Genomic DNA, 25,256 nt, shown 5'->3' on the forward strand with positions numbered 1-25,256 from the left:
CGACGCGCGACGACGTCCCGTGACGCTGCGGCCGCGCACGGCCGATGCGTCCGATCTGGGTGCGGCGCTGCGCCGGCTCGACTGGCTGCTGCTGCTCGCCGTCTTCGTGCTGGTCGGCTACGGGCTGTGGGCGATCTCGGGGATCACGCGCTTCGACGTCGCGGGTGATCCCGGCTACTTCGTAAGGAGGCAGGCGATCGCGGCAGCGCTCGGTCTCGCGGGGATGGTCGCCGCCGTCGTCGTCCCCGTCGACCTCTACCGCCGGCACTGGCGCGCCGTCTACGGCGCCACGATCGGCGTGATGGTGTTCGTGTTCGCCGTGGCCGAGGCCGTGCGCGGATCGAAACGCTGGATCGATCTGGGGCCGTTCCAGTTCCAGCCCTCCGAGTTCGGCAAGCTCTTCTTCGTGCTCGCGATCGCCGGCTTCCTCGTCGGGAGGGGAACGAGAATCGGGGGGCTTCGCACCGTGATGAGCGCGATCGGCCTGGGCGCCGGGCCGATGCTGCTCGTCTTCCTGCAGCCCGACCTCGGCACCGCGCTCGTCTACGGCGCCGCGCTCGGGGCCGTGCTGTTCGTCTCCGGCGTGCGCTGGGTCCATCTCAGCATGCTCGCCGTCTCGGGCGTCCTTCTCGTCGCGAGCGTGCTCTGGCTGCTGCCGGCGGCAGGGGTCGAGGTGCTGAAGCCGTATCAGACGGCGCGCCTGACCGGGTTCACGAACCCCGACAGCGACCCCGGTGGGCTCACCTACAACGTCACCCAGTCGATCACCTCGGTCGGGGCGGGCGGGCTCTCCGGTCGCGGCGTCGAGGGTGCGAGCCAGACCCGGCTCGACTATCTCCCCGAACATGCGACGGACTTCGTGTTCGCCTCGTTCGGCGAGCAGCGCGGCTTCCTGGGGACGTCGATCCTGCTGCTGCTCTACCTGCTCGTCGTCTGGCGCGGGCTGCGTGTGATCACGGTCGCGGGGGATCTCTACGGTGCCGTCGTCGCCGGCGGCATCGTGTTCGCGTTCCTGTTCCAGGTCTTCGTCAACGTCGGCATGACCATGGGCATCGCGCCCGTGACCGGCATCCCGCTGCCGTTCGTCACCGTGGGCGGGTCGTCGATGGTCGCGAACCTGCTCGCGGTCGGCGTGCTGCAGGCGATCCACGCCCGCGGCAGGCTCGCCGGTGCCCGCTGATGCCCTTCGGCGTCGGCATCGGGCAGGTCGTCGCTGTCGTCCGCGACGCCCGCGGTTTCGAGCGGCATGTGGCCCGGGTCGCGCTCGCGGGCCCTCGCGCACGGGAGCTGGCGGCCGCCCTCGCAGCCGGCGGCGACCCGGGCGCGGTTGCCGTCGAGGGAGATCCGGCGGCAGCGGCGGCCGCCGTGCGCATCGTCGACGGCGCGCCGACCGAGGCCGATGTGGCTTTCCTGCGCCGCGCCGCGCGCGCCGGCGTGCCGCTGCTCGTCGTGGTCGGCCGCGAGGGGAGGCCGAGGACGGGCTCCGCCTCCCGTATCCCGTACGTCCTGCCCCAGGACACGATCGAGCTCGACGGTGACGGATCCCTGGCCGAGCGCGTCGCGCGCTCCCTCGCCCGCGCGGTCGGCGGCGGCGACGCCGCCGCCCTTGCACGGCGCCTGCCTGCCCTGCGCCCGCACGTCGAGCACCGCCTCGTGCGACGTGCGGCGCTTGCCGGCGCCGCGGTCGCCGCCGCGCCCTGGGTCGAGGAGGCCCATCTGCCGCTTCTGACGCTCGCCCAGGCGCGCATGCTGCTCGAGCTCGGCGTCGCGGCGGGCAGCACGCTGCCGCGCGACCCGCAGGCGCTCGCGACGGCAGCGGGCCCGGCCGTGGCGGCCTCGTTCGGCACGGGTCTCGCGCTGCGCTCGCTCTACCGGCGGCTCCCGGTGCGTGGGCCGCTCGCCGCCGCCGCTCTCGCCTACGCGGGCACGCGCGCGCTCGGCGAGCTCCGCACGCGCGTCTGAGGCGGTCTTCCGGGGCCGCGTCAGGGCCTCCGTCCGCCCCGGGTCCTAGGATCGCAGCCGACCCGACAGGCGAGGGAGGACGCGCACGTGGCCGACAAGGAGCTCGCGGAGGAGTTGCTGCAAATCGAGGAGGCAGACGCCTGGTTCGAATACCTGGAGGCGACGCGCGGCCAGACGGAGGCGCGCTACGCCGAAGTCGAGCCGTGGGCGTGGGCCCGCCTCAACCAGCGACTCCGAGCGGTGGGCGCCCGGCGCTCCCGCCTGCGTCCCGCCGCCGCATAGGCCCGTGTCCGGGTGCCCGCCCCGGGGCCGCCGTGCGACCGTCGTCTCAACGGAGGGCGGCGGCGCTGATAGGCTGCATGCGAGGCCCAGTTGAGCATGGCCATGGTTTTCGACATCCGCAGCGCGAGGCCGGCTTCCCGGTGGGATGCCCAGCGCCCGCGCGCGCTACAGCGAGGAGAAGCATTCTTTGCCCTGGTTCCGCAGGAGAAAAGCGAAGGTCGAGCAGGAGGCGCCACGGAGCGCTGTCACGGAGGCCGCCGCTCCGGCTGAGCCGGAGGAGGCCGACGAGCCCGAGGAGGCGACCGCGCCTGTTGCAGAGGGCGAGGCGCCGAAGAAGAAGCGACGTCGCGGCAGCCGCGGCGGACGCGGACGGAAGAAGCCGGGAGCGACGGCCGCGTCGGAGGGCAGCGAAGGCGACGCCGTGACGGTGCAGACGGTCGCGGCAAGGCCCGCCCGTGAGAAGCCCGAGCAGCCCCGCGAGAAGACGGAGCAGCGCAGCCAGCGCGCAGAGCGCGCCGCAGACCGGCGCCGTCAGGGCAGCCAGGGGAGCCAGCGCCGGCGGCAGCCGCCGCGCCGCGCGCCGCTTCCGGTCGCAAAGCGCGAGCTGCTGATCTCCGTCGACGTGGGCGAGCAGCGTGTGGCGGTGATCGAGGACGACAGGGTCGCCGAGGTCTATCTCGAGCGGCCCGAGCGTCGCTCCATCGCCGGCAACATCTACCTCGGCGTCGTCGACAACGTGCTGCCCGGCATGGAGGCTGCGTTCGTCGAGATCGGCCTCGAGAAGAACGGCTTCCTCTACGTCGACGAGATCGTCGTGCCCGAGCTCGAGGGCAAGCGTCACCACGGCAAGAAGATCCAGGATCTGATCTCGCGCGGCGAGCAGCTGCTCGTACAGGCGGTGAAGGATCCGATGAAGACGAAGGGCGCCCGCCTGACGACCGAGATCTCCCTGCCGGGGCGCTTCCTCGTCTACGTCCCGAACGGCGAGGGCCTCGGCGTCTCGCGCCGCCTCGAGGATGCCGAGCGGGCACGCCTGAAGGAGATCATCAGGAGCCTCGATGTGAAGGAAGGCGGCGTGATCGTGCGCACGGCCGCCGAGGGCGCCTCCGCCGAGGACATCGAGCGCGACCTCGTCTTCCTGCAGCGGCTGTGGAAGACGATCCAGGCTCGTGCGAAGGGCGCCCGCGCGCCCGACCTCGTGTACCAGGAGGCAGAGCTGCCGCTGCGCATCGTGCGCGACCTGTTCGCCGGCGACTTCGTCTCGGCGCAGGTCGACAACGACCGCACGTACAAGCGGATCGTGAGCTATCTCAAGAAGACGTCGCCGCACATGGTCGAGCGCGTGCACCGCTACAAGGAGAGGGAGCCGCTGTTCGAGGCTTCCGGCGTCGACAAGGAGATCGCCTCGACGCTCGACCGCCGTGTCGATCTACCCTCCGGCGGCTACCTCGTGTTCGACTACGCCGAGGCGTTCACCGTCGTCGACGTCAACACCGGCCGCTTCGTCGGCTCGCGCTCCAAGAGCTCGAGCCAGCGGCTCGAGGACACGATCACGAAGAACAACCTCGAGGCCGTCAAGGAGGTCGTGCGCCAGCTCCGTCTGCGCGACATCGGCGGGATCATCGTCATCGACTTCATCGACATGGCGAACCCGAAGAACCGGGCATCCGTCGAGGATGCGCTGCGCGTCGAGCTCGAGCGCGACCGCACGAAGACCTACGTGGTGGAGATCTCGCCGCTCGGGCTCGTCGAGATGACGCGGCAGAACGTCACCGACGGCCCGCGCGAGATCCTCACGCGCAAGTGCCCGACGTGCGCCGGCGATGGCATCGTCGTCTCGGATCAGACCGTCGCCATGCAGATCGAGCGCCGGTTGCGTGCGCTGGCCACCCCGGGCAGCCGCGTGCAGGCCTACAAGGTCGCCGTCCACCCGCGCATCCTCGCGCTCGTCGCCGGCGCGGGCGGCGCCCGTCTCAGCGCGATCGAGGAGGCCGCTCGCCGCAGCTTCTTCCTCGTTCCGGCCGGCGGGCACGTGCACACGGACCATTTCGACGTGCTCGCCGAGGGCAAGCTCGCCGACCTCCAGCCGGCCGCGCCGGTGGCGGAGGGAGACACGGTCGAGGTCAAGCTCGTCGAGGTCGGCCTGCACGACGCGACCGCCGCGGCCGGGAAGCTGGACGGCATCGACGTGATCGTCGCCGACGCGGCAAGGCTCGTCGGCAGGAAGGCCCCGGTCGTGATCGGCAAGGTGCTCGAGGGGCAGGCGTTCGCCACCCTCGCCGCCGAGGCTGCCGCCGAGGCCGCCGGCCCGATCACCTTCGAGAGCGAGGCCGAGAAGCCGACGCGCGCTCCGGCGCGGAAGAAGTCCGTGTCCGTCGAGGAGCCCGCGTCGAGCGACCTCTCCGACGGCGAGCTCGTCGAGGAGGACGAGCCCGCCGGCGCTGACGCCGAGCTCCGGTCGCACGAGGGAGGTGACGAGCACGGGGAGGGTGAGCTCGAGACCGGGCTCGACGGCGACGGCGTCGAGCGCCCGAAGAAGCGCACGCGCCGCGGCTCGCGGGGCGGCCGGCGGCGGCGCGAGAAGCCGGCCGGCGACGGCACCGAGGGCGCAGGCGACGACGGGGGGGCCGAGAGCGGGAGCGGGAGCGCCGACCTCGACACGACCTCGGCGCTCGCGGAGGGGCCGGAGGCCGCTCCGCAGCAGCTTGCGTCCGCCCGGGACGAGGCCGCTTCCGTCGCGCCGTCGGTGCCCGCGCGTCGGCGGCGTGCGCCCAGGATCCACGTGCCCGACGATGGTCGCACGCCGATCGGCGTCGCGGACGTCGACGTGCTCCACGAGGCCGTCGCCGATGCCGTCGCGGAGGGTGCGGACGAGGCCGACGAGGCCGACGACGGTGCTGCCGACCGCGGCGTGCAGGCCCTCGCCGGCGACGTGCCGGCGAAGAAGCGGACGCGACGCGGGAGTCGCGGCGGCCGCAGCCGGGCAAAGCGGACTGCCGCTGCGGGTGTGGACGGCATCGAGGCGGACGGCGAGCCCGGCGTCGCGCCTGCGGCGAAGCCCGCCGGTGTGGAGCCCGTGGTCGGCGACACCGTTCTGGACGAGGCCGCGGCGAAGGACGAGATCGAGGACGAGATCGAGGCCGAGCCGGCTGCGGCTGCCGCACCCGACGGCTACGTGCCGATGTCGCAGTGGCTCGACGACTTCGACCGCAGGTAGGGTCGGCTTTCGCTACAATTGCGAGGCTCGCGGGCGCCTGCCCGCGTTTTCCTCGTATGCAACCCGATCTCTCGAGAGCCTGATCTCCCATGAGCTACGCGATCATCTCCCTCGGTGGCAAGCAGTACCGCGTCCGCGAGGGCGAACGGCTGCTCGTGGACAGGCTTGCGACCGAGGACGGCAAGACGTTCACGCCGGACGTGCTCCTCGTGGGCGGCGACGGCGGCACGCAGCTGTCGCCCGAGGACGTCACCGTCACGGTGAAGGTGGTCGGGCAGCAGCGCGGCCCCAAGATCCGCATCGGCAAGTACAAGAAGCGCACCGGCTACAAGCGCCACACCGGCTTCCGAGCGGCGCTGACCCAGATCGAGATCGAGTCGATCGGCGCCAGGGCCGCGCGCGCCGCGGCCGCGATGACCGGCACCGCACCCGCGCAGGAGAAGCCGAAGACGGCCAGGGCGCGTGCCGCCGCGCCGAAGGACGTCGACGCTCCGGCTGCCGAGCCGGTGAAGGAGGAGGAGAGCTAGATGGCGCACAAGAAGGGCCTCGGCTCCTCGAAGAACGGTCGTGACTCCGCCGCGCAGCGGCTCGGCGTGAAGATCTTCGCCGGCCAGAAGGTGAAGGCCGGCATGATCATCGTGCGCCAGCGCGGGACGAAGTTCCGCCCCGGGCCCGGTGCCGGCCTGGGACGCGATGACACCATCTTCGCCATGCGCGAGGGCGTCGTCGAGTTCCGCCGCTCGGGCGAGAAGCGGTTCATCTCGGTCAACGAGATCGCCGGCTGACGCCGGCGGCGCCTCTTCCAGCACGGAGCCTCGAGCGCCGGAGGCGGCGGAGACGATGTTCCAGGATCGTGCACGCATACGCGTGAAGGCCGGTCGCGGCGGCGACGGCGGGCTCAGCTTCCGCCGCGAGAAGCACGTCCCCAAAGGCGGGCCCGACGGTGGCGACGGCGGTCGCGGCGGCGACGTCGTGCTCGTCGCGGACGCCGACCTTCGTGATCTGTCGGCGTTCCACTCGAAGACGGTGTTCGACGCCCGGCGCGGTGGCAACGGCCGTGGCACCCGCAAGCACGGGGCCGACGGCGACGACGTCGTCCTCGCCGTACCCGTCGGCACGCAGGTCACCGACGTGGCGGACGGAACGCTCGTCGCCGACCTGGCGCACGCCGGCGCCCGGGTCGTCGTGGCGCGCGGCGGCTCCGGGGGGCGTGGCAACTCGAACTTCGCGACGCCGATCCGGCAGACGCCCCGCTTCGCGGAGACGGGCCTGCTCGGCGAGAGCCGCGAGCTCGATCTGCGCCTCAAGCTGATGGCGGACGCAGCCTGCGCCGGCCTTCCGAATGCCGGCAAGTCGTCGCTCCTGAGACGGCTCTCGAACGCGAGGCCGAAGGTGGCGGACTACCCGTTCACGACGCTGCAGCCGGTGCTCGGCACGGTCGACGGCCCGGACGGGCGCCAGCTCACGGTCGCCGACGTCCCGGGCCTGATCGAGGGGGCGAGCGAGGGAATCGGCCTCGGCCACGCGTTCCTCGCCCACCTCGAGCGCGCGCGACTGCTCCTGCACGTCATCGACGCGTCCGAGGGTGACGCCGGCGAGCGCTTCCGCGTGATCGACGCCGAGCTCGCGCAGTACGGGGCGGGGCTCGACGAGCGCCCGCAGCTCGTCGTGCTGAACAAGGCCGATCTGCTCACGGAGCCGGCCCCGTTCGCTGTTGCCGACGAGAGGATCGTCGGCGTGGCGCGCGTCTCGTGCGCGACCGGGCAGGGGATCGACGATCTCAAGCGCATGCTCTTCGCGCTCTGTCCGGCCGTTCCGGAGCCGGACGTCGAGGTCGCGCCCGAGCTGCCGGAGTTCCTCGAGTACCGGCCGCAGCCGCCGCAGCGGCGCCGCTTCCGGGTGCTGCGTACCGACCGCGGCTTCCGCGTCGTCGGTGCTGCGCCGGAGGGCGCGGAGCTCGAGGAGGCGTTGCGCGCCGCGGGCGTCAGGAAGGGCATCGAGGTCGAGATCGGCGACGAGGTGTTCGAGTGGGAGTGAGAGGCGTCGGCATCCTCGGCGGGGCATTCGACCCGCCGCACGTCGGGCACGTGGCGCTCGCCGAGGAGGCGATCCGGCACTTCCGGCTCGAGCGGCTGCTCGTCCGCGTCGTCGCCGACCCCGGCCACAAGGACGTCGAGACCGCGCCACAGGTCCGCCTCTTTCTCGCGGAGCTCGCATTCGCGCCGCTCGAGGAGGCGGAGGTCGCGCTCGACCCGCACGGTCGCACGGTCGACTCGCTCGAGGCGCTCGGTCTCGACGACCCGCTCTTCCTGGTCGGCGCCGACGAGTTCGCGGCGTTCCCGACGTGGAAGGAGCCGGAGCGCGTGCTCGAGCTCGCCCGCATCGGCGTGGCGACGCGGCCGGGGACGGACCACGCGGCACTCGACGCGGCGCTCGGACGCCTGTCGCGGCCAGACCGGGTGGAGCTGTTCCCGATCGAGCCGCGCGACGTCTCGTCGTCGCGCGTCCGCGCCCGCGCGGCAGCCGGGGAGCCGCTCGACGGGCTGGTGCCGCTCTCGGTCGCCGCCGAGATCGAGCGCCTCGGCCTGTACCGGGGCTCGTGATGTCCGCGACGCGCGGCTATGCTTCGCGCACCCGACCGAGGACGCTGACCGACCTGACCCCACCCGATCTGGCCCGCCGTATCGCCGCTCTCTGCGAGGAGAAGCTGGCGGCTGACGTCGCCGTCCTCGACATGAGAGGGGTGTGCGACTACACCGATTTCTTCGTCGTCGTGACGGGTGCGAATCCACGCCAGACGAAGGCGATCCACGACGAGGTGCACCTGGTGCTGAAGCGCGACCACGGCCTGCTGCCGCGCTCCATCGACGGCGCGCGCGAGGCGACGTGGATCGTCGCCGACTACAACGACGTCGTGCTGCACGTGTTCACGCCCGAGACGCGCGCCTTCTACCGGCTCGAGGACCTCTGGAACGACGTGCCCAAGCTCGAGGTCGCCGCCGGCGCCTGATCGTCGCCCCTGTAGGAGACCGTAGCGTCCGTTGGTGTTGCGGCCTACTGCTCGGATCTCGACCGCTGCTTCTACCTTCCTGCCGACCGGGTTGCCGGTTGGCAGGCGATCCCTCTTCGCCTGGGTCCAGCCCGGAACAATCAGAGTCAGCTGGTCAACCGGGCCGACGACTTCGGGCTCGAGTCTCTACAATCGAACGTGCTCGTGGGGCCGTAGCTCAGCTGGGAGAGCGCCAGAGTGGCACTCTGGAGGTCAGGGGTTCGATCCCCCTCGGCTCCATTCCGAAACCCGTCCTCGCGCGGCGGCTTTCTCGCTCGTTCGAACCGGCGCGCGGGCGGGTCTGCCGTCGCCGTCGCGTACGATCGCCGCGTGGAGACGATGCGCCTCGGCAGCTCCGACCTCGACGTCTCGCGGGTCGGCCTCGGCTGCAACAACTTCGGCCGCAGGATCGACCTCGCGCGCACGCGCGAGGTCGTCGACGCCGCCGTCGACGCGGGGATCACCTTCTTCGACACGGCCGACATCTACGGGCTCGGCGACAGCGAGCGCTTCCTCGGCGAGGCGCTCGGAACTCGTCGCGACCGCGTCGTGGTCGCGACGAAGTTCGGCAACGACATGCAGGGGGCGAACGGCGACGGCCCCGGCGGCTCGCCCGCGTACGTGCGGCGGGCGATCGAGGCCTCGCTCGCCCGGCTTCGCACCGATTACGTCGACCTCTACTACTACCACCGGCCCGACGGCGTGACGCCGCTCGACGAGACCCTCGGCGCGATGCGCCGGCTCGTCGACGAGGGCAAGGTGCGCTGGCTCGGGCTCTCGAACGTCGACGCCGCGCAGATCGCAGCCGTGGCCGCAGGCGGGAGCCCGGTCGTCGCCGTGCAGAACTACTACAGCCTCATGTGGCGCGACGACGACGCCGAGGTGCTGCCGCTCTGTCTCGAGCACGGCATCGGCTACGTCCCCTACTTCCCGCTCGAAAGCGGCCTGCTCACCGGCAAGTACCGCCGCGGCGAGCCCGCTCCGGCCGGGTCGCGGCTCGAGGGCGTGGACGACGAGCGGCTCGCTGCCGAGCGCTTCGACCGCGTCGAGGCGCTCGAGGCGTTCGCCGTGCGCCGCGGCCACACGCTGCTCGAGCTCGCGATCGGCGGCCTCGCGTCGATCCCCGGCGTCGCCTCGGTGATCGCCGGGGCCACGAGCCCCGAGCAGGTCCGGGCGAATGCTGCCGCCGGCGACCGGCATCTGAGCGCCGCCGAGCTCGGCGAGCTCGCGGCCCTCAGCGGCCGCCCGAGCGACGGGGCCTGACGTGGCGCTGCTACGATGACGAGGTGACCGGGTGCCGTCGAAGGCGCCCGGAACCGGCTTCGAGGCCTCGGGCGGATCGTCCGGGGCCTTTTTCGTGCCGGAGCCCTGCGGTGGAACGACGACTGAAGGAGGAGTTCGCGTGCCTGCAATCTCGACGACGACCAGTGTGCTCACCGTCGAAGACGACCCGATCGTCCGCGCCGACCTGCGCCTCGTGCTCGAGACGGCCGGCTTCGAGGTGTGCGCGGACGCCCGCGACGGCGTCGAGGCCGTCGACCTCGCGCGTGAGCACGAGCCGGACGTGATCCTGCTCGACCTCGGCCTGCCCCGCCTCGACGGGGTCGAGGCGACGCGCCGCATCCTGGCCGAGCGCGACGTACCGATCGTGGCGCTCACGGGGCGCTCGCGTGACCTCGCCGAGGAGGCCGTCGAGGCCGGAGCCACATCGGTCGTGCGCAAGCCCTTCGAGGAGGGCGCGGTCGTGCGAGCCTTGTGCGACGCGGTCGTCGCGCGGCGCCGCAGGCAGTCGCGTGCCGCGATCGGCGACCTCCTCGGGCTGCTCGGCTACCCGGAGGAGTGGTCGGAGCAGCTCGAGCAGGAGGCGTACGCGCGCGGGCGCGCCTGGCGCAGGGTCCGCTGACGGCCGGCCGCGCCACGCGCCTACGGTCGGGCCGTGTCCGGCGCGGCCCCGGAGACCCCGGACGACTCGCCGTAGACCCTCGACGACGTGATGGCGTCGGCGCTCTGTCGCGACCTCATGACGGCCGGGCTCGAGGCGGCCATCGTCCGCGATCTCGGCTGACCCGCCGGCGGGATCAGGCAGTCGCGGGCTCCAGCGCCGCCTCGACGTCGAGGTCGCGGACCACGTCGAGGAGCGCGCGCGTGAGCAGCGGCTCGGGCTCCCGGTCGAGCCACACGAGCCCGATCGAGCGGGTCGTCGCCGGCTCGACGAGCGGGATCGCGGCCATGCCCGCGGGGACGGCGAGCAGATGCAGCCACGCCGCCGCCATCACCGCCGACCACGCGCCGTCGCGCACGTGCCCGTACTGCGTCGAGATCGAGTTCGTCTCCACGGTCGGCCGCGGCTCCGTGCCCGCCTCGCGGAAGATCCCGTTCACGATGCGCCGGTTCTGCATGTCCTCGGTCAGGAGCACGAGCGGCAGCTCCGCCGCCTCCCGCCAGCGCACCGTGTCGCGGTCGCCGAGCGGGCCGTCGGCGCGCGTGAGCAGCACGTAGCGCTCGCGGTACAGCGGCAGCCCGCGTACGCCCGAGAGCGGCTCCGAGTCGAGGTAGGTGAGGCCGACGTCGAGCTCGAACGACTGCAGGCCGCGTTCGATCTGCATCGAGTTGAGCGAGCGCACCGTCACGCGTACGCCCGGGTGGCGCGCAACGAGCGCCGTCGTCAGCAACGGGACCGACGAGAGCGAGGTCGGGACGGCCCCGATCCGCAGCCGGCCCGAAAGACCGTGCCGCATCGCGCCGACCTCGCCGTAGAGGCCGTCGACGTCGGCGAGGACGCGCAGAGCCCACTCGAGCACGCGCTCACCCTCCGGCGTCAACCCCTCGTAGCGGTGCGCGCGGCGGACGATCGGCACGCCGAGCACGTCCTCGAGCCTGCGAATCCCCGCCGACAGCGTGGGCTGGGTGACGTGGCAGGCGGCGGCCGCGCGGCCGAAGTGGCCCTCGCGGCCGAGCGCGGCGAGGTACTCGAGCTGACGGACGATCACGCGGGCGCACGATACCCGTTTCGATAGAGCGCGTCTATGATGTGTTCGCTCGTCTCACTTTGACCGTGCGTGCCGCGCGCGCGATGCTGTAGGCAACCGTTCGCATGCCGAAGGAGTCCGCGATGCCGAAGCCCAAGGGACGTCTCACCACCCCGCTCGTCCGGGACGGGGGCGCGCTACGCCCCGCGAGCTGGGACGAGGCGCTCGACCGCGCCGCCGCCGGCTTCGCCGCCGCGCGCGCGACCGACGCGTCGACCTCGTTCGGCATCTTCTCCTGCTCGAAGGCCTCGAACGAGATGAACTTCCTGGCGCAGAAGTTCGCGCGCCAGGTGATGGGCACGAACAACATCGACTCCTGCAACAGAACCTGACACGCGCCCAGCGTCGTCGGTCTGGCGACGGTGTTCGGGGCGGGCGGCGGCACGTCGTCGTACCGCGAGATCGAGGAGACGGACGTCATCCTGCTGTGGGGCTCGAACGCCCGTGAGACGCACCCGATCTTCTTCCACCACCTGCTCAAGGGCGTGCACAACGGCGCCCGGCTCTACGTGATCGATCCGCGGCGGACGTCCTCGGCGCAGTGGGCCGACCGCTGGCTCGGCCTCGACGTCGGCTCCGACATCGCCCTGTCGAACGCGATGGCGCGCGAGATCATCCACGCGGACCTGCACAACCGTACGTTCGTCGAGCGCGCCACCGAGGGATTCGAGGCCTATGCCGCGTCCGTCGAGCCGTTTACGCTCGCGGAGGGGGAGCGGCTCACCGGAGTTCCGGCGCACGTGATCCGCGAGACCGCGCACGCGTTTGCGCGCGCCGACCGGGCCATGATCTGCTGGACGCTCGGCATCACGGAGCACCACAACGCCGTCGACAACGTCCTCGCGCTGATCAACCTCGGCCTCCTCTGCGGTCACGTCGGCCGCTACGGCTCCGGGCTGAACCCGCTGCGCGGCCAGAACAACGTGCAGGGCGGCGGCGACATGGGGGCGATCCCGAACAAGCTGCCCGGGTTCCAGGACATCGAGCGCGACCACGAGGCGCGCGCCCGCTTCGAGGCCGCGTGGGGCGCTCCGATTCGCCCGCACTACGGCTGGCACCTGACGCAGATGTTCCACGGCATGGAGCGCGGAGAGCTGCGCACCCTGTACGTGATCGGCGAGAACCCGGCGCAGTCGGAGGCCGACATCAACCGCACGCGCAGGCTGCTCTCCGAGCTCGACTTCCTCGTCGTGCAGGACATCGTGACGACGCGAACGGCGGAGATGGCGGACGTCGTGTTCCCGTCGGCCGCGTCGTGGTGCGAGGCCGAAGGCACGGTGACCAACAGCGAGCGCCGCGTGCAGCGGGTGCGCAAGGCACTCGACCCGCCGGGCGAGGCGCGTGACGACATGTGGATCATCGCGGAGCTCGCGCGGCGCCTCGGCTTCGACTGGGGGCAGCCGACGGCCGAGCAGGTATGGGACGAGCTGCGCTCGCTCTCGCCCATGCACGCCGGCATGAGCTACGCCCGGCTCGAACAGCACGGCGGTCTGCAGTGGCCCTGCCCGGACGAGGAGCACCCGGGCTCGCCGATCCTCCACACACGGCTGTGGGCCGACCCGGTGGAGGGCCCGCCCGCGCCGTTCAGCATCGTCGAGAACCGGCCGCCGTTCGAGGCGCTCGACGCCGACTACCCGATCAGGCTCACGACGGGGCGCCGCCTCGAGTCGTACAACACCGGCGCGCAGTCGGGTCTGTACCGCTCGCCGCTGCACCGCGGCGAGAGCCTCGACCTGTCGCCCGAGGACGCCGCCCGTCTCGAGCTCGCAGACGGGGAGATCGCCCGGGTGTCGTCACGGCGCGGCTCGGTCGAGGCGCCCGTGCGGATCGACCCGTCGCTGCGCCCGGGGCTCGCGTTCATGACCTTCCACTTCCCCGACCAGGTGGACACGAACCAGCTCACGATCGACGCCACCGACCCCCGCTCGGGCACGGCGGAGTTCAAGGCGGCCGCGATCCGCGTCGAGAAGCCGGCGGCGCCCGAGCGCGCCGGGACCGTGGGCGTGCAGGAGCCCGCCGCCGTCGGGGCGGAGGGCTGATGGACCTCCATCTCGTACCGGACGCGGAGGAGACGCCGGCCGAGCGTGCCGCCGTCGACCACGTGCTCGGCCCACCCGAGAGCGGCTGGGACGGTGGAGCGCGTCACGACGGCGCGGAGAGAAACACCGCCCGCGGCGGGCACGACGCGCGCGGGCGCCGCCACCTGTTGCTGCCGACGTTGTGGTCGCTGCAGGAGCGCATCGGCTGGATCAGTCCCGGCGGCCTCAACTACGTCTGCAGGCGGCTGACGATCCCACCCGCCGACGCCTACGGCGTGGCGACGTTCTACGCGCTCCTCGCAGTGGAGCCGCGGCCGGCCAGGGTCGTGCACGTCTGCGAGGACCTCGCGTGCCGCTGCCACGGCTCCCATGACCTGATCGCGCAGCTCGAGGAGCGCTTCGGCACCGAGGGCGAGCTCTCCGACGACGGGTCGTCGACGTGGTACCGCAGCCCCTGCCTCGGCCAGTGCGACCGCGCGCCCGCGGTGATGCTGGCCGTCGCGGGCAACGAGCCGCTCGAGCGCGTCGTCGCGCCGGCGGCGGCGCCCGGCGTCCTGTCGCTCCTCGCCGGCGGCGATGCCGGCCCCGAGCCGGCATGCATCCCGCCGCAGCTCGGCGAGGGCAGCCTGCGGCTGCTGCGCAGGGTGGGGCGCGTCGATCCGGCGAGCCTCGACGACTACCGCGCCCACGACGGCTATGCCGCGCTCAGGCACGCGTTCTCGCTCGGCCCCGAGGGGGTCATCCGGGAGCTGAAGGACTCGAAGCTCCAGGGGCGCGGCGGCGCGGCCTTCCCGACGGGCGTGAAGTGGGAGGCGGTCGCGCGGCAGCCCGCGCAGCCGCACTACCTCGTCTGCAACGCCGACGAGTCGGAGCCGGGGACGTTCAAGGATCGCGTGCTGCTCGAGGGCGACCCGTTCGCGGTGATCGAGGCGATGACGATCGCCGCCTATGCGACGAACTGCACGCGCGGCTACGTCTACATGCGGGGCGAGTACCCCCAGGCCCACCGCGCGCTCGAGCGCGCGCTGGCGCAGGCACGGTCGCGCGGGTACCTCGGGGACGGCATCCTCGGCGAGCGCTTCTCGTTCGAGATCGAGATCCGCAAGGGCGCGGGCGCGTATATCTGCGGCGAGGAGACGGCGATCTTCGAGTCGATCGAGGGCAAGCGCGGCGAGCCGCGCAACAAGCCGCCGTTCCCCGTCGTCGAAGGGCTGTTCGGAAAGCCGACCGTGGTCAACAACGTCGAGACGCTCGTCAACGTGCTCGACGTCGTGCTGCGCTCCGGCCCCGGGTTCGCGGAGACCGGGACGGAGTCCTCGACGGGCACGAAGCTCTTCTGCCTGTCGGGCCACGTCGCCCGGCCGGGCGTCTACGAGGTGCCGTTCGGCGTCACCCTGCGCGATCTGCTCGACCTCGCGGGCGGGGTGCCCGGAGGCCGTTCGTTGCAGGCCGTCCTCATGGGCGGGGCCGCGGGCGGCTTCCTGCGCCCCGACGAGCTCGACCTGCCGCTCACCTTCGAGGGTGTGCGCGAGGCGAAGACGACCCTCGGCTCCGGCGTGGTGATGGCGCTCGACGACACCGTCGACCTACCCCGCTTCCTCATGCGCATCGCGGCCTTCTTCCGCAACGAGTCGTGCGGCCAGTGCGTCCCGTGCCGGGTCGGTACCGTGCGACAGCAGGAGGCCCTCGCCCGGCTGCTCTCTGGCAGGACCAACGGCGGCGTCGCCCGCGAGCTGGCCGTCATCGCGGAGGTCGGTCAGTGCATGCGCGACGCATCGATCTGCGGCCTCGGCCAGACCGCGTCGAGCGCGATCGAGTCGGCGATCGGGCGCCTCGGCGTCTTCCAGGGAGGAGCAGCGTGAGCGGGGAGCTGATCGCGCCGAGGCGGATGGTTGAGCTCGAGGTGGACGGCCGGCCGGTGAAGGTGTTCGAGGGTCAGACGATCCTCGACGCCTGCCGCAAGGTCGGCATCGACACGCCGACGCTGTGCTACGGCGAGACGCTCGAGCCGGCGAACGTGTGTCGCGTCTGCGTCGTCGAGGTCGAGGGCGCGCGCGTGCTCGCGCCCGCCTGCTCGCGCAAGGTCGAGGCCGGGATGAAGGTGCGCACCGACTCCGAGCGCGTGCGGCACTCGCGCAAGCTCGTCCTCGAGCTGCTCGCCTCGTCGGTCGACCTCTCGACGACGCCGGTCGCCCCCGACTACCTGGCGCGCTACGCCGCCGAGCCGGAGCGGTTCGGCCCGCAGGCACCGCCGGATCCCGGGCGTGACCGCAGGCGCACCGGCCACCACGTCGAGCCCGACGGCCAGATGGCCGCCACCGTGCACGTGCCCGTCAAGATCGACAACGACCTCTACGTGCGCGACTACTCCAAGTGCATCCTCTGTTACAAGTGCGTCGACGCCTGCGGAGAGCAGTACCAGAACACGTTCGCGATCCACGTCGCCGGCCGCGGCTTCGACGCCCGCATCTCCACCGAGTACGTGGCCGAATTGCCCGAGTCGGCGTGCGTCTACTGCGGCAACTGCATCGCCGTCTGCCCCACCGGCGCCCTCATGTTCCGCTCCGAGCACGAGCTGCGCGAGGCGGGCGCCTGGCACGAGGACGAGCAGACGGTGACGCAGACGATCTGCCCGTACTGCGGCGTCGGCTGCAACCTCGAGCTGCACGTCCAGGACAACACGATCGTCAAGGTGACGAGCCCGGACGACCACGACGTCACCCGCGGCAACCTCTGCATCAAGGGTCGCTTCGGCTTCCAGCACGTGCAGGCGCGAGACACCGGGACGGACTAGCCCCGTAGGCTAGGAGGCATGTCTGCCGACGCCTCGCTGCGCGCGAACGTCCGCCTGCTCGGCGACGTGCTCGGCCGCGTGCTCGTGGAGCAGGAGGGGCCCGAGCTGCTCGCGGACGAGGAGCACGTGCGCGCCCTCGCGCGCGCGGCACGTGAGGGAGGCTCGCGCGACGAGCTGCGCGACGCCGTCGCCGCGCTCGGGCTCGACCGCGCCGCCGTCGTGCTCCGCGCCTTCGCGCTCTTCTTCCAGCTCGCGAACATCGCCGAGCAGCACCACCGCATCCGGCGTCGGCGTGAGTACGAGCACGAGCGAAGGATCCCCAACGAGTCGCTCGCCGACGCGTTCGTGCGTCTCGAGGGTGTCGGCGACGACGCTCTGCGGGAGGCGGCGGCGGGCGTGTCGGTCGAGCTCGTGCTCACCGCCCATCCGACCGAGGCGACGCGGCGTACCGTGCTCGAGGCGCACCGGCGCATCGCGGCGCTGCTGGCCGCCCTCGACGACGCCGCCCTCCCGGGCTCCGAGCGCGAGCGCGTCGAGGAGGCGCTCGCCGAGGAGATCACGATCCTGTGGCAGACCGACGAGGTGCGCTCGCGGCGCCCGCGTGTCGTCGACGAGATCCGCCAGGGGCTGTGGTTCGTCGAGCAGAGCCTGTGGGATGCGGTGCCGCGGCTCGCCCGCTCGTTCGCCGACCGGCTCCCCGACGCCGAGCTGCCGCTGCGGTTCGGTACCTGGATCGGCGGCGACCTCGACGGCAACCCGAATGCCGGGCCCGAGACGGTCGAGGACGCGCTCGAGCGCGCGCGCCAGCTCGCGCTCGAGCTGTACCGCCGGGAGCTGCGCGCGCTCGGCGCGGCCTGGGGCATGTCGACGACCGTGCTCGGCGACGTGCCGGAGCTCGGGGGCGAGGACGAGCCGTTCCGCGCACGCCTCGTCGAGATCTGGGGCCGGCTCGCCGACGACGCCTACGCCGACGGCGCGGCGCTGCTCGACGACCTCGACGTGCTGGACGCGGCCCTGCGCTCGCATCGCGGCGAGCGCATGGCAGACGGAGGGCTCGCCGACGTGCGCAGGCGCGTCCTCGTGTTCGGGTTGCATCTCGCCAAGCTCGACGTGCGCGTCCATTCGTCGGCGGTACGGGAGCCCGACGAGCGGCTGCGGCGTACGCTCGCCGCCGCGGCGCGTGCCCGGCGCCGGCACGGCGCCCGCGCCCTCGACCGCCTGATCGTCTCGATGACCCACACGGCCGACGACGTCCTCGCGGCCGAGGCGCTCGCCGCCGAGGCGGGAGCCGAGCTCCAGGGCGTGCCGTTGCTCGAGACGATCGACGACCTGCGCGGCGCGCCCGCGCTCGTCAGCGAGCTGCTCGAGCGCAGTCCGCGGAAGGCGCTCGAGGTGATGGTGGGCTACTCGGACTCCGGCAAGGACGGCGGCCCGCTGACGGCCCAGTGGGAGATCTACCGGGCCCAGGAAGAGCTCGTCCGCATCGCCCGCGCGCGTGGCGTCCGTCTCACCATCTTCCACGGGCGCGGCGGCTCGGCGGGGCGCGGCGGCGGCCCGACGCACGCGGCGATCCTCGCCCAGCCGCCCGGCGCGGTCGACGGCCGCCTCAAGCTCACCGAGCAGGGCGAGACGATCGCGTTCAAGTACGGCCTGCCCGGGCTCGCCGAGCGCAACCTCGAGGCGGCGCTCGCGGCGACGCTGCTCACGCGCTTCCCCGCCGCCGCCGGCCTCGAGCCGCCGAACGCGGGCGACACGATGGACGAGCTCTCGGCGGCGGCCTTCGCCGCCTACCGCCGCCTCGTCTGGGACGACCCGGGGTTCCCGCGCTTCTTCCGCAGCTTCACGCCCGTCGACGAGCTGGCGCTGCTCGAGATCGGCTCGCGGCCCGTCTCGCGGCCGGAGGCGGCGGCGACCGGCGAGCTTGCCGCGCTGCGGGCGATCCCGTGGGTGTTCGCGTGGACGCAGAACCGCTGCCTGCTTCCCGCCTGGTACGGCTGCGGCACCGCCTTCCACGCCTACGGTCTCGAGGGCGAGCGGCTCACACGGCTCCGCCGGCTCTACCGCGAGTGGCCGTTCTTCCGTGCCTTCCTCGAGAACCTCGAGATGACGCTCGCCAAGTCGAGCTTCGAGATCGCCGAGGCATACGTGTCGCTCGTCCCTGCCGCGGCCGAGCCCGGCCGCTTCTGGGCGTCTCTCGCGGCCGAGCATCGCCGTACGGTGGAGGCGGTGCTGTCGATCGTCGAGGCGGACGAGCTGCTCGACCGCCACCCCGTCGTGCAGCGCTCGATCAGGCTGCGCAACCCGTACGTCGACCCGATGAACGCGATCCAGGTTGAGCTGTTGCGCGCCTGGCGCGGGGGAGACGAGGCCGCGCGACGGCCGCTGCTGCGCTCGATCGCCGGTATCGCCGCGGCGCTCCGCAACACGGGATAGGACTCCGGGGAGGAGAGAAGCGAGAGGCCCGCCGAGCGCGGGCCTCTCGTCGAGCGGATGCTGCGGCCGCTACGCGGCGAGGTGAACGTCGTCGCCGCCGGCGTGGACGACGTCCTTGAGCTGGTGCTGCAGGCGCGTCAGCGCGCGGGACTCGATCTGGCGCACCCGCTCCCGCGTGAGGCCGAGCTCCTTGCCGATCGCCTCGAGCGTCCACTGCTCGCCGGCGAAGCCGAAGCGCAGCTCGAGCACGCGGCGGTCCGGCTCCTGCAGCGCCTCCACGGCGCGGCGCACCTCGAGCCGCTGCAGCGTCTCGTCCGCCTCGTCGGCGGGATCGACGGCGCTGCGGTCGGCGAACAGGTCGCCGAGCTCGCCGTCGCCGTCCGAGCCGACCGACTGGTTCAGCGACACGGACGCGTCGGCGGTGGACAGCGCTTCCTCGACGTGCGACTCCTTGAGGCCGGTCTCCTTGGCGAGCTCCTCGATCGTCGGCTCGCGCTCGAGCTTCACCTCGAGGCGCTGCCGGGCGCGGGCGAGCTTCTGCTGCCGCTCCTGCACGTGCACCGGCACGCGGATCGTGGCGCCCTGGTTGGAGATCGCCCGCTGGCAGGCCTGCCGGATCCACCACGTCGCGTACGTGGAGAACTTGTAGCCCTTGCGCCAGTCGAACTTCTCGACCGCGCGGTTGAGGCCGATGACGCCGTCCTGGATCAGGTCGAGGAAGGGCACGCCGTGGCCGCGGTACTTCTTCGCGATGGAGACGACGAGGCGCAGGTTGGCGTTGATCATGCGCTCCTTCGCGGCCTTGTCGCCGCGCTCGACGCGCTTCGCGAGCGTGACCTCCTCGGCCGCCGTGAGGAGCTTGTGCCTGCCGACGTCCTGCAGGAAGAGCTGGAGCGAGTCGGTCAGCACCGGGGCCGCGTCGGCGGTCCAGGCGGCCTCCTCGGCTGCCGCGGCAGCGTCGGGCTCCTCGGCGTCCTCGGTCTCGCCGACGGTGATCGCGCGGTCGGCCAGCGCCGCCCGCACGTCGTCGACGGCGACCTCGTCGAGGTCGAGCTCGAGCGCCAGGGCCTCGAGCTCCGACGCCTCCACGCGTCCGCGCTCCTGGGCGTCGGACAGGAAGGTGTCGATGGCAGGGATGTCGATCGTCGTGTTCAGCGTGATTCCTTTCGGTATCTTCGTCCTCGTCGTGGATGCTCGCGCGTGGGGCTGCGCTGCGGTCGCACGAGCGCTTCGGGGCTCACTCGACACCGTTCTTCCAGGGCTCGCTCCACGCAGCCCCGTCGAACGCGTTTCCGCGGGAACGGTGTCCGTATAGTCTACAACGTTTGACGCCCGAGGGAATTCCCGGTTAGCGGGAGTTTTCCTTCTCCTTACAACCTCCCGTCGCGCTCAGACTCCGACGATCGTGATCGTGCGCGTGACGGCGTCGCCGTTCGCCGTGTTCAGGCTCGCCTTCACCGTGTAGGTCTGCTTCCTGGCGACCGTCAGGCCCGTCACGCGGTACGACACGGTGCAGTCGGGCGCGAGGGCGACGCTCGGCTGCGACACCGCGACGACCGCCGCGCCCCGCGTCGTCTTCGACGTGATCCCGACGGGGGTTCCCGGCGCGTTGTTGGCGCAGAACGAGCGCACGTAGACCGTGAGGGCCGGATCCTTCGTCCCGCCCTTGACCGTGACCTTCCCGTTCGTCGCGCGCAGCGCGGCGGCGGCGGCCGCGAACCTCGCCTGGCCGGGCTTCGCGCTCCCGTCCCTGCGGTAGAGGCCGCTCTGCCACGGGCTGCCCTGAGAGTCCCGCAGCACGAACCAGACGAACATCGTCACGCGCGGATCCTTCCGGACGAGCGCGATCGCCTGCGGGATGTACTGCGCCTGCTGCGCCTCGGTGACGCCCTTCGGCTCTCCCGGCCTCGTCTCGTGGCCGTACTCGGTGATCCAGATGGGGATGTTCCTGCGCTGGAACCAGCCGTCGAGCGCCTTCTCGAACCGCGGCAGCGACGACAGCGCCACGTTCGGCCACCTCACCTTCTGCGTCGGCTTCAGGTTGACCGGCACCGGGTACGGATGCTGCGCCCAGGCGTCGAACTTGAGCTTCCTGTTCGCCTTTGCCACGAGCTCGGCGAACTTGCCCGGCGACACCGCGTCGCTGACGCCGGCCTTCTTCCTGTCGCGCCCGTTCGACGACGTCTCCCCGATCGCGACGAGCGCCCTGGGGCTGCCCGCCTTGATCCCGGCGTATCCCGCCGCGGCGAGCTTCGCGTAGGCGGCGGCGGAGACGATCTGCCCCTTCGCGTTGAACTGCGGCGACAGGAAGAGACCCAGGTTGGACTCGTTCCAGATGCCGTAGAAGCGGACGAACGGGTAGCCGGCGTAGCGGCCCGAGTAGCGCGCGGCCAGCGCCCGCGAGAAGTTCTGGAAGTCGGCCAGATTCGTCGGCAGGACGTTGCGGCCCTTGCCGCCGTTCGCCCACGGCGGCGTGCCCCACAAGGTGAGGAGCACCTCCATGTCGCGCGCCTGGGCGTTGCGGACGAGCTCGTCGAGGTCGTCGAGCCGGTAGGCGGGATCGAACGGATCGGCGGCATTCGCCGGCCGCGTCGGGGCGACGTCGGCCCAGGTCACGAGCGTCCGCAGGATCGACGCGTTGTTGGCGCCGTGCGCGAGATCCATCTCCGCCTGCCGATTTGCGTCGAAGCGCAGCACGGGGTCGTCGTGGAAGCCGAGCCACATGCGCTCGGCCGAGGCGGCGACGGGAGCGAGGACGGCCGCGGCAACGACGGCGGCGACCAGCAGACGGACGGAATGCACGGGCTTCCTCCTTGCGGGACGGTGGTCGAGCCCCTACCGTATCGATCTCCTGTGAGCGCGATGTGAAGGCTCGCCGTCACGCATCCGGCACAAAGGCGGCACACACCTGTTCCTGTTGCCCGCCTAGCGTGAGCTGCGTCACCCACGAATCGAAGGAGGGACGCATGGACACAGCGCTCGCGCTCGCGGCCCCGGCCTACAAGCCGCCCGCGCTCGCCTACCGCGGCGAGGTCGCCGAGACGGACGAGGTCGTCTGGTGGATCGTCGTCGTCGGCTTCGCCTATGCCATCGCGCTGGCGTACGCGGCCTGGTGCCGCCACGGTGGCGGCAGCGCCGAGATCCAGTTCGGCTGGTCGGGTTTCAAGGTTGTCTGCAAGAGCCCGTCCTGAGAGCGGCGGGAGGGTGGCGTCGAGCCACCCTCCCGTTCCCCTCGTCGCCCGTGGTCTCGCCAAGCGCTACGGCCGCGCAGCGGCTCTGGCGGACGTCGACGTGCGCGTGCCCGCGGGCCGGGTCGTCGGTCTCGTCGGCCCGAACGGCTCCGGCAAGACGACGCTGCTGCACGTCGTCGCCGGCCTGACGCGACCCGATGCGGGAACGGCCGTCGTTGCGGGCGAGCCCGCGGGCAGCCGGCTCGCCCGTGCGCGGGTCGGTCTCGTGCCGGACGAGCCGGCCGGCTTCGACGAGCTCACGGTGGGAGAGCTCGTGGCGCTCGTGCACGGGCTCTGGCGCGCTGGCGACGAGGCGACCGTCCGCGCGCGCGTGCTGCTCGACGCGTTCGGACTGGCTCCGCGCGCCGGGCAGCGGCTCGGCTCCCTCTCCCGCGGACTGCGCCGGCAGGCGAGCATCGTCGCCGCGTTCTCGCTCGCCCCACCGCTCGTGCTCGTCGACGAGGCGACGGCGACGCTCGACCCGGAGGCGATCGTGGTGCTGGACGAGGCGATGCGCGCGCTCGCCTCCCGCGGCTGCGGCGTCCTGCTCGCGACCCAGGACCTGGCGTTCGCGGACGCGTCGTGCGACGAGCTCGTGCTGCTCGCGCAGGGCCGCGTCGTCGAGCGCGGGACCCCGGCCGAGCTACGAGAGCGGCGACGCGCGTCGTCGATCGAGGAGGTCTTCCTGGATGTCGTCGGAGAGCGCGGCCTGCGCGGTCGGGTGCGGGATGACCTGGCTGCTCTGTAGGGCGCTGTGCGTCTGCCAGCTCCGGCGCCTCGCGTCACTGGCACGGCTCTCGCCCGTTGCGGCCGCGCTCACCTGCGTCGCGCTCGCGGGGGCGCCCGTCCTCCTCGCGCGGCTCGGCGCCGTGCTCGCGCGCGAGCTCGGCCCGTCCCTCGCCGACGCGGCGGTCGCCCGCGCGCTCGTCGTCGGCCCGCTGCTCGCCGCCGCCGCCGCGGGCGGCGTCCTCGGCCTCTCCGCCCGCGGCCGGGGCGAGCTCGGGCCGCAGCTCGCCGCCGCCCCGGTCGGCGCGATGGCGGCCGTCACGGCGTCGGCGCTCGCCCCGCTGCTCCTCGCCGCTGCGGCCGTGCTGCCGGGTGTCGCCGCTCTCGCCCTCGTGGTCGCTGCGGCCTCACCGGGAGGGCGCCCGGCAGGCGTCGCGCTCACGCTCGTCCCCGTTGTGGGCGTGGCCGCCGGAGCTCTCGCGGTGGAAGCGATCGCCCATGCCGCTCGCGGCCGCCTGCTGGCGCCGCTCGTCGTCGTCCCCGCCGCAGCCTGCTGGCTCGCCGCCGGGGCGTGGGCGGGCGACGTTGCGCTCGGCCCGGTGGGCCTGACGGCCCTGTCTCTCGCGGGGTCGCAGGGCGCCTGGCAGGCGGTCGCCGGGTCTGCGGCGGCGGGCGCAGCGCTCGCGGCAGCCTGGGCGTGGCTCGCCGCCGTGCGGCCGCCGGCCGCACGGCGGCGAGCGCTTCGCGCGACGGCCGTCGTGCGCGGAGTCGGTGCGCTCGCGGCGGGAACGGCCGTCCTCGCGCTCCTTGCGCGGCGCGGCGAGACACGCATCGGGATCGCCTTCGCGTCGTTGCTCGGCGTCGCCGGGGTGGTGCTCGCCACGGCCTCGGGCGCGGGCGCCCCGGCGCCCTTGCAGCTCGGGGTGACGAGCACGCTGCTCGGCGCCGCGCTCGTGCCGACGGCGACGGCCGGAGCCGTCCTTCGCGGCCGCTGGCTGTGGGCGGCTGCCCCCACGGGGCGCCTGACGCCTCCCGCTCCCGCCTCGCTCGTCGCGGCGGCGGTCGTCCTCGCGGCCGTCGCTCCCGTCGTCGTCCTGGCAGCCGTCGTGTCCGGCGCTCGCGGCGGCGCGCTTGCCTCCGTGGCGGCGATGCTGGCCGGGACCGTCGCCGTCGCGGTACTGGCCGGCGTGCTCGTCCCCTGCCGCGGCGGCGGCATCGGCGATCAGCTTGCCACGTTCGCCGCCTTCGCCGCCTGCCTTGCCGCGGCGTCGGTGCTGGCGGGCCTCAGCGGGCCGCGCCTCGTTGCCGCGGGGCTGCCGTCGCCTGTGGCCGCCGCCCTGCTCGTCTGCTGCGCGTGGCTGGCTGCGCACGGCGCCTTCGTGGCACGCGTGCGCAGGGGCGGCTGATGCTCGAGTCCGGCGACCGCCTCGTGCTGCCGCATGGGGTGGCGCTGCGCGACGGGCTCCTCGCCGACGAGGTTCGGGGCGAGGGATGGCCGCTCAACGCCGCCGGGGAGCTGGTGCTGGCACGCGTGGGCGCGAGCCTGGCAGAGATCGTGGACGAGGTCGCCGCCACGTTCGCCCTCCCCGTCGCCCGCGCCCGCGCCGACGTGCTCGCCTTCGTCTGGCAGCTCAACCGCCTCAGCCTCGCGAACCTCGACCATCCCGGTGGACGCCTGCGTCGTCTCCTGGCCTGGCTTCGCCTGGCGGCCCGGCTGCTCCCCGCCGGCGCGATTCCCCACTCGACCGCGCGCCGGCATCCCGTCGACACGACCTCCGCACGCAGATCCGTGCTCACGGTGTTCGCCGCGGTGTGGCGGCGGGCGGCGGCGATCGCTTTCCTCGGCGTGCTCGCGGTCGCCCACGTCGAGGCGTTCGCCGGCAGCGTCGAGCCGTCCGCTGCGCTTGCGATCGGGGCCGCCTGCGGCGGAGGGCTTGCGTTCCACGAGGCGGCGCACGCGGTGGCGCTGCGCGGCGTTCCGACGGCGCTCGTCGTACGCGGGCGGCGCACCTACCTCCTGCACGCCGCGCTGGCGTCCCGGCGCCGGGCGCTCGTCGCGCTCGCGGGCCCGCTCGCCGTCGCCGCAGCCGGCGTCCTTGCCGCGGCGGTCGCCGCCGCGCTCGGATCGGCATCCGTGGCGATCGCAGCCGGGCCTCTCTGCGCGCACGCGGTCGCTCTCACCGTCCTCGCCTCCGACGGGAGGGCGGCATGCGGATTGTGAAGGCATTCCTCCTCGGCGCGCTCGCGGCGGGGCTGCTCGCCTACACGGCCGCGGCCGCGCTCGCGGCCGTCTCGCAGGCGTCCGGCGCGGATGTGCTCCGGCTCGCGCTGGGACCGCTCGTGCTCGTCGCCGTGGACACGCGGGCGGGCACCACGACGACCACCTTCGGCTCGGGCCTGCTCGTGCTCGCCGTCGCGGGCGGCCTCGCAAACGCGCTCGCGGCGACGGTGCTCGCCCGCCGCTCACGTTGACGCCCCGATCGCGTAGGATGGCT

Annotated in this window: 23 protein-coding genes, 1 tRNA gene and 1 pseudogene; 22 read left to right on the forward strand and 3 right to left on the reverse strand. The window is 73.0% G+C overall.

What is annotated here, in order from left to right; all coding sequences use genetic code 11:
- Positions 1–19: 19 nt before the first annotated feature.
- From Gocc_RS07225 to Gocc_RS07280, 13 genes and pseudogenes are all read left to right on the forward strand, one after another.
- Positions 20–1,180 (forward strand): FtsW/RodA/SpoVE family cell cycle protein, encoded by a 1,161-nt coding sequence (locus Gocc_RS07225; RefSeq protein ID WP_181813453.1) that lies wholly within the window; start codon positions 20–22, stop codon positions 1,178–1,180.
- Positions 1,180–1,962, forward strand: a complete 783-nt coding sequence (locus Gocc_RS07230; protein WP_114795884.1) for a hypothetical protein — start codon at positions 1,180–1,182, stop codon at positions 1,960–1,962. Before Gocc_RS07225 ends, Gocc_RS07230 begins: the two co-directional genes overlap by 1 nt.
- 87 nt (positions 1,963–2,049) lie before the next feature.
- Positions 2,050–2,244 (forward strand): hypothetical protein, encoded by a 195-nt coding sequence (locus tag Gocc_RS07235; RefSeq protein ID WP_114795885.1) that lies wholly within the window; start codon positions 2,050–2,052, stop codon positions 2,242–2,244.
- 145 nt (positions 2,245–2,389) lie between these two features.
- Entirely contained in the window at positions 2,390–5,461 is a 3,072-nt protein-coding gene (locus Gocc_RS07240; protein ID WP_114795886.1) for an Rne/Rng family ribonuclease, read from the forward strand.
- Positions 5,462–5,550: 89 nt separating this feature from the next.
- Positions 5,551–5,988, forward strand: coding sequence for a 50S ribosomal protein L21 (gene rplU / locus Gocc_RS07245; protein WP_114795887.1), 438 nt, complete (start codon positions 5,551–5,553; stop codon positions 5,986–5,988).
- The gene (gene rpmA, locus Gocc_RS07250) at positions 5,989–6,246 is read left to right on the forward strand and encodes a 50S ribosomal protein L27 (RefSeq protein WP_114795888.1); all 258 of its coding nucleotides are present in this window, start codon (positions 5,989–5,991) and stop codon (positions 6,244–6,246) included.
- Between the two features lie 55 nt (positions 6,247–6,301).
- The gene (gene obgE, locus Gocc_RS07255; protein ID WP_114795889.1) at positions 6,302–7,498 is read left to right on the forward strand and encodes a GTPase ObgE; all 1,197 of its coding nucleotides are present in this window, start codon (positions 6,302–6,304) and stop codon (positions 7,496–7,498) included.
- On the forward strand, positions 7,489–8,064 hold the full coding sequence (locus Gocc_RS07260; protein ID WP_114795890.1) for a nicotinate-nicotinamide nucleotide adenylyltransferase: 576 nt from the start codon (positions 7,489–7,491) through the stop codon (positions 8,062–8,064). Before obgE ends, Gocc_RS07260 begins: the two co-directional genes overlap by 10 nt.
- On the forward strand, positions 8,064–8,471 hold the full coding sequence (gene rsfS / locus Gocc_RS07265; protein ID WP_114795891.1) for a ribosome silencing factor: 408 nt from the start codon (positions 8,064–8,066) through the stop codon (positions 8,469–8,471). Before Gocc_RS07260 ends, rsfS begins: the two co-directional genes overlap by 1 nt.
- Before the next feature lie 48 nt (positions 8,472–8,519).
- A pseudogene (locus Gocc_RS17080) lies at positions 8,520–8,687 on the forward strand (hypothetical protein); the annotation flags it as partial.
- Positions 8,678–8,750 (forward strand) — tRNA-Ala (locus Gocc_RS07270). The pseudogene Gocc_RS17080 and the gene Gocc_RS07270, both read left to right, overlap by 10 nt.
- 99 nt (positions 8,751–8,849) lie before the next feature.
- Positions 8,850–9,773 (forward strand): aldo/keto reductase, encoded by a 924-nt coding sequence (locus Gocc_RS07275; RefSeq protein WP_114796178.1) that lies wholly within the window; start codon positions 8,850–8,852, stop codon positions 9,771–9,773.
- Between the two features lie 139 nt (positions 9,774–9,912).
- Positions 9,913–10,413, forward strand: a complete 501-nt coding sequence (locus tag Gocc_RS07280; RefSeq protein WP_181813454.1) for a response regulator — start codon at positions 9,913–9,915, stop codon at positions 10,411–10,413.
- A gap of 175 nt (positions 10,414–10,588) precedes the next feature.
- On the opposite strand, the gene Gocc_RS07285 is transcribed toward Gocc_RS07280, so the two are convergent.
- Positions 10,589–11,500, reverse strand: coding sequence for a LysR family transcriptional regulator (locus Gocc_RS07285; RefSeq protein WP_114795893.1), 912 nt, complete (start codon positions 11,498–11,500; stop codon positions 10,589–10,591).
- 104 nt (positions 11,501–11,604) lie between these two features.
- Between Gocc_RS07285 and Gocc_RS07290 the strand changes: the two genes are divergently transcribed.
- From Gocc_RS07290 to Gocc_RS07310, 4 genes are read left to right on the forward strand one after another with little or no spacing between them, the layout of a single operon-like run.
- On the forward strand, positions 11,605–13,578 hold the full coding sequence (locus Gocc_RS07290; RefSeq protein ID WP_114795894.1) for a molybdopterin oxidoreductase family protein: 1,974 nt from the start codon (positions 11,605–11,607) through the stop codon (positions 13,576–13,578).
- Positions 13,578–15,440 carry an NAD(P)H-dependent oxidoreductase subunit E gene (locus Gocc_RS07295; RefSeq protein ID WP_114795895.1) on the forward strand — a complete coding sequence of 621 codons (1,863 nt, stop codon included), beginning with the start codon at positions 13,578–13,580 and terminating at the stop codon, positions 15,438–15,440. The genes Gocc_RS07290 and Gocc_RS07295 overlap by 1 nt, the downstream gene beginning before the upstream one ends.
- 26 nt (positions 15,441–15,466) lie before the next feature.
- Positions 15,467–16,372, forward strand: coding sequence for a 2Fe-2S iron-sulfur cluster-binding protein (locus Gocc_RS07300; RefSeq protein WP_114796179.1), 906 nt, complete (start codon positions 15,467–15,469; stop codon positions 16,370–16,372).
- Between the two features lie 18 nt (positions 16,373–16,390).
- Positions 16,391–18,805 carry a phosphoenolpyruvate carboxylase gene (locus Gocc_RS07310; RefSeq protein WP_147281212.1) on the forward strand — a complete coding sequence of 805 codons (2,415 nt, stop codon included), beginning with the start codon at positions 16,391–16,393 and terminating at the stop codon, positions 18,803–18,805.
- 69 nt (positions 18,806–18,874) lie between these two features.
- On the opposite strand, the gene Gocc_RS07315 is transcribed toward Gocc_RS07310, so the two are convergent.
- Both Gocc_RS07315 and Gocc_RS07320 read right to left on the reverse strand, forming a co-directional pair.
- A complete protein-coding gene (locus tag Gocc_RS07315; RefSeq protein WP_147281213.1) occupies positions 18,875–19,894 on the reverse strand; it encodes a sigma-70 family RNA polymerase sigma factor in 1,020 nt (339 codons plus the stop codon).
- Between the two features lie 300 nt (positions 19,895–20,194).
- Positions 20,195–21,607, reverse strand: coding sequence for a cellulase family glycosylhydrolase (locus Gocc_RS07320; protein WP_114795898.1), 1,413 nt, complete (start codon positions 21,605–21,607; stop codon positions 20,195–20,197).
- 164 nt (positions 21,608–21,771) lie between these two features.
- Between Gocc_RS07320 and Gocc_RS07325 the strand changes: the two genes are divergently transcribed.
- From Gocc_RS07325 to Gocc_RS07345, 5 genes are read left to right on the forward strand one after another with little or no spacing between them, the layout of a single operon-like run.
- Positions 21,772–21,996: a hypothetical protein gene (locus tag Gocc_RS07325; protein ID WP_114795899.1), complete on the forward strand. Its 225-nt coding sequence runs from the start codon at positions 21,772–21,774 to the stop codon at positions 21,994–21,996.
- A gap of 13 nt (positions 21,997–22,009) precedes the next feature.
- Positions 22,010–22,783, forward strand: a complete 774-nt coding sequence (locus tag Gocc_RS07330) for an ABC transporter ATP-binding protein (protein ID WP_181813455.1) — start codon at positions 22,010–22,012, stop codon at positions 22,781–22,783.
- Positions 22,764–24,167 (forward strand): hypothetical protein, encoded by a 1,404-nt coding sequence (locus Gocc_RS07335; protein WP_114795901.1) that lies wholly within the window; start codon positions 22,764–22,766, stop codon positions 24,165–24,167. Before Gocc_RS07330 ends, Gocc_RS07335 begins: the two co-directional genes overlap by 20 nt.
- On the forward strand, positions 24,167–24,982 hold the full coding sequence (locus Gocc_RS07340) for a PqqD family protein (RefSeq protein WP_147281214.1): 816 nt from the start codon (positions 24,167–24,169) through the stop codon (positions 24,980–24,982). The genes Gocc_RS07335 and Gocc_RS07340 overlap by 1 nt, the downstream gene beginning before the upstream one ends.
- Positions 24,970–25,233 carry a hypothetical protein gene (locus Gocc_RS07345; RefSeq protein ID WP_147281215.1) on the forward strand — a complete coding sequence of 88 codons (264 nt, stop codon included), beginning with the start codon at positions 24,970–24,972 and terminating at the stop codon, positions 25,231–25,233. Before Gocc_RS07340 ends, Gocc_RS07345 begins: the two co-directional genes overlap by 13 nt.
- The last annotated feature ends 23 nt before the right edge of the window (positions 25,234–25,256 follow it).

This window comes from Gaiella occulta (assembly GCF_003351045.1).
GTDB lineage: Bacteria > Actinomycetota > Thermoleophilia > Gaiellales > Gaiellaceae > Gaiella > Gaiella occulta.